This window comes from Halomonas sp. MES3-P3E (assembly GCF_002836035.1).
GTDB classification, from domain to species: Bacteria; Pseudomonadota; Gammaproteobacteria; order Pseudomonadales; family Halomonadaceae; genus Vreelandella; species Vreelandella arctica.
This window is the reverse complement of record NZ_PJBT01000089.1, coordinates 1-1574: the sequence shown is the minus strand read 5'-3', so window position 1 is coordinate 1574 and position 1574 is coordinate 1. Positions and strand designations below refer to the sequence as shown.

At 59.5% G+C, this 1574-nt stretch carries 4 protein-coding genes; all 4 read left to right on the top strand.

From position 1 onward, the window contains the following. Nucleotides 1-471 (top strand): VRR-NUC domain-containing protein (locus CXF87_RS11960; protein ID WP_232774908.1); only part of this gene is annotated, 471 nt, incomplete at its 5' end. Beyond that, nucleotides 471-995, top strand: a complete 525-nt coding sequence (locus CXF87_RS11955; RefSeq protein WP_101146769.1) for a Mor transcription activator family protein — start codon at nucleotides 471-473, stop codon at nucleotides 993-995. The genes CXF87_RS11960 and CXF87_RS11955, both read left to right, overlap by 1 nt. A gap of 110 nt (nucleotides 996-1105) precedes the next feature. Continuing rightward, nucleotides 1106-1432 (top strand): hypothetical protein, encoded by a 327-nt coding sequence (locus CXF87_RS11950; RefSeq protein WP_101146768.1) that lies wholly within the window; start codon nucleotides 1106-1108, stop codon nucleotides 1430-1432. Next, nucleotides 1429-1574 (top strand): D-Ala-D-Ala carboxypeptidase family metallohydrolase (locus tag CXF87_RS22425; RefSeq protein WP_442906365.1); only part of this gene is annotated, 146 nt, incomplete at its 3' end. The genes CXF87_RS11950 and CXF87_RS22425, both read left to right, overlap by 4 nt.

Genomic DNA, 1574 nt, shown 5'->3' with positions numbered 1-1574 from the left:
GCCCGCACCGCCAGCGGCAAGCCACGTAAGCGGCCCACCGACTGGGAAGGCAACGAACAGGCCATTGTTATGCGCTGGCTGCTAGGGGAGAGCAAGCGCCATACGCCAGCAGGAGAGCTACATAGCGCCACTTACCACGTGCCTAACGGTGGTGTGCGCAGCTGGAAGACTGCCAGCGCGATGAAGGCGCAAGGGGCTAAGGCGGGCGTATCTGACTTGGTTATTCGGCAAGCGCGCGGCGGGTGGCATGGTCTTTATCTGGAGTTTAAGGCAACGCCCCCGCGTGATGCAGATCTTGCCGACAGTCAGCTTAAGTGGCTGGAAGGCAGTGAATACGAAGGCTATTGCGCCGTGCTGGCGCGTGGCTATGAGGAAGCCAAGGCGGTATTGAGGGAGTACGCCAGCTGGCCGCGCACCGAGGTGAAGGGCAAGCCCCGTGAGTTGATGGCAGGCACTGACTGGAGGAAGTAATGCAGCTACCGCCGAGCGTACAGCAGGTTGCCGATGTTATTGGGCGTGATCAGGCGTTAAGCCTGGTGCGCCAGTTGCGCCAGCGGTGCAGTGGCAAGACGTTATATGTGTACGTGCCTAAACCGGACAAGCTACACGTTAACCACGCTCTGGTGGCGATGCTGGGCTATGCGGATGCGGTGGCGCTTTGCGAGCAGTTCGGCGGAATGCATCTTTATCCATCCCCTTGTAAGTACCTGCAGCGGGCCATTAAGAACCGCGTCATCTTGGCCCAGCGTGATACGGGGCTGACTGTCGATGAGATCGCCGAGCAGCTGGGCATGTCGCGCAAATGGGTCGCTAACGTTATCGATGCACGCGACATGGTGCGCCGTGGCGACAGCATCGAGGTGGTGGCGCGCTCGGTGAAGATCTCGCCGCTGACGTTGGGCTATATCCTCGACATCGATGTTCAGTATGCAGGGCCGATCACTAGCAGGGGTGAGCGCCGCCTACCTAGCCCACAAATGCCACTTGGTCTCTGAACTACTGCCAGCGGAGCCGCTACCCGTGCCCGCGTAGGCTTCTCTCATCGTTTACGGAGAGATGACTATGCATTGTGGGCTAAGGCTTCGGTCAAGGGGGCCATGTGTCTATGAGTGAGATACCGAACCGGGACACGCAACTCGACCGCATCGAATCCAGCATTTCGCAGGTATTGGATCGATTAACGCGCATGGAAGAGCGGCAGAACAATCATGCGGGCCAGATCGAAGGGCAAGCCGCGCAGATTGCCGAAATTAGCGTGCGCCTCCGTGAGGTTGAATTGAGCCATGCCGTTTCATCCAAGCTTGCCGACCAAAGTAATGAGCGCCTATCTGGACGCTGGACCGCCGTTGGTGCGGCGGCGCTAGTGCTGCTGGGATCGCTCGGCGCCGCCGTGGGCACTATCGTCAGCAACATCTTTAAGGGGGTCTCATGACCAAGCGTATCGCGCTGCATTTCACACGTGCCGAGTTCGCATGCAATTGCGGTTGCGGCTTCGACACGATCGACACGGCAACGCTAGGGATCGTTGAGGCCGTTCGGGAGCATTTCGGCAGCCCTGTGACCGTTACCAGCGG

What these genes read in the sequence shown, in the direction of transcription:
- CXF87_RS11955 (WP_101146769.1), top strand. Translation starts at nt 471, where the DNA reads ATGCAGCTACCGCCGAGCGTACAGCAGGTTGCCGATGTTATTGGGCGT.
- CXF87_RS11950 (WP_101146768.1), top strand. Translation starts at nt 1,106, where the DNA reads ATGAGTGAGATACCGAACCGGGACACGCAACTCGACCGCATCGAATCC.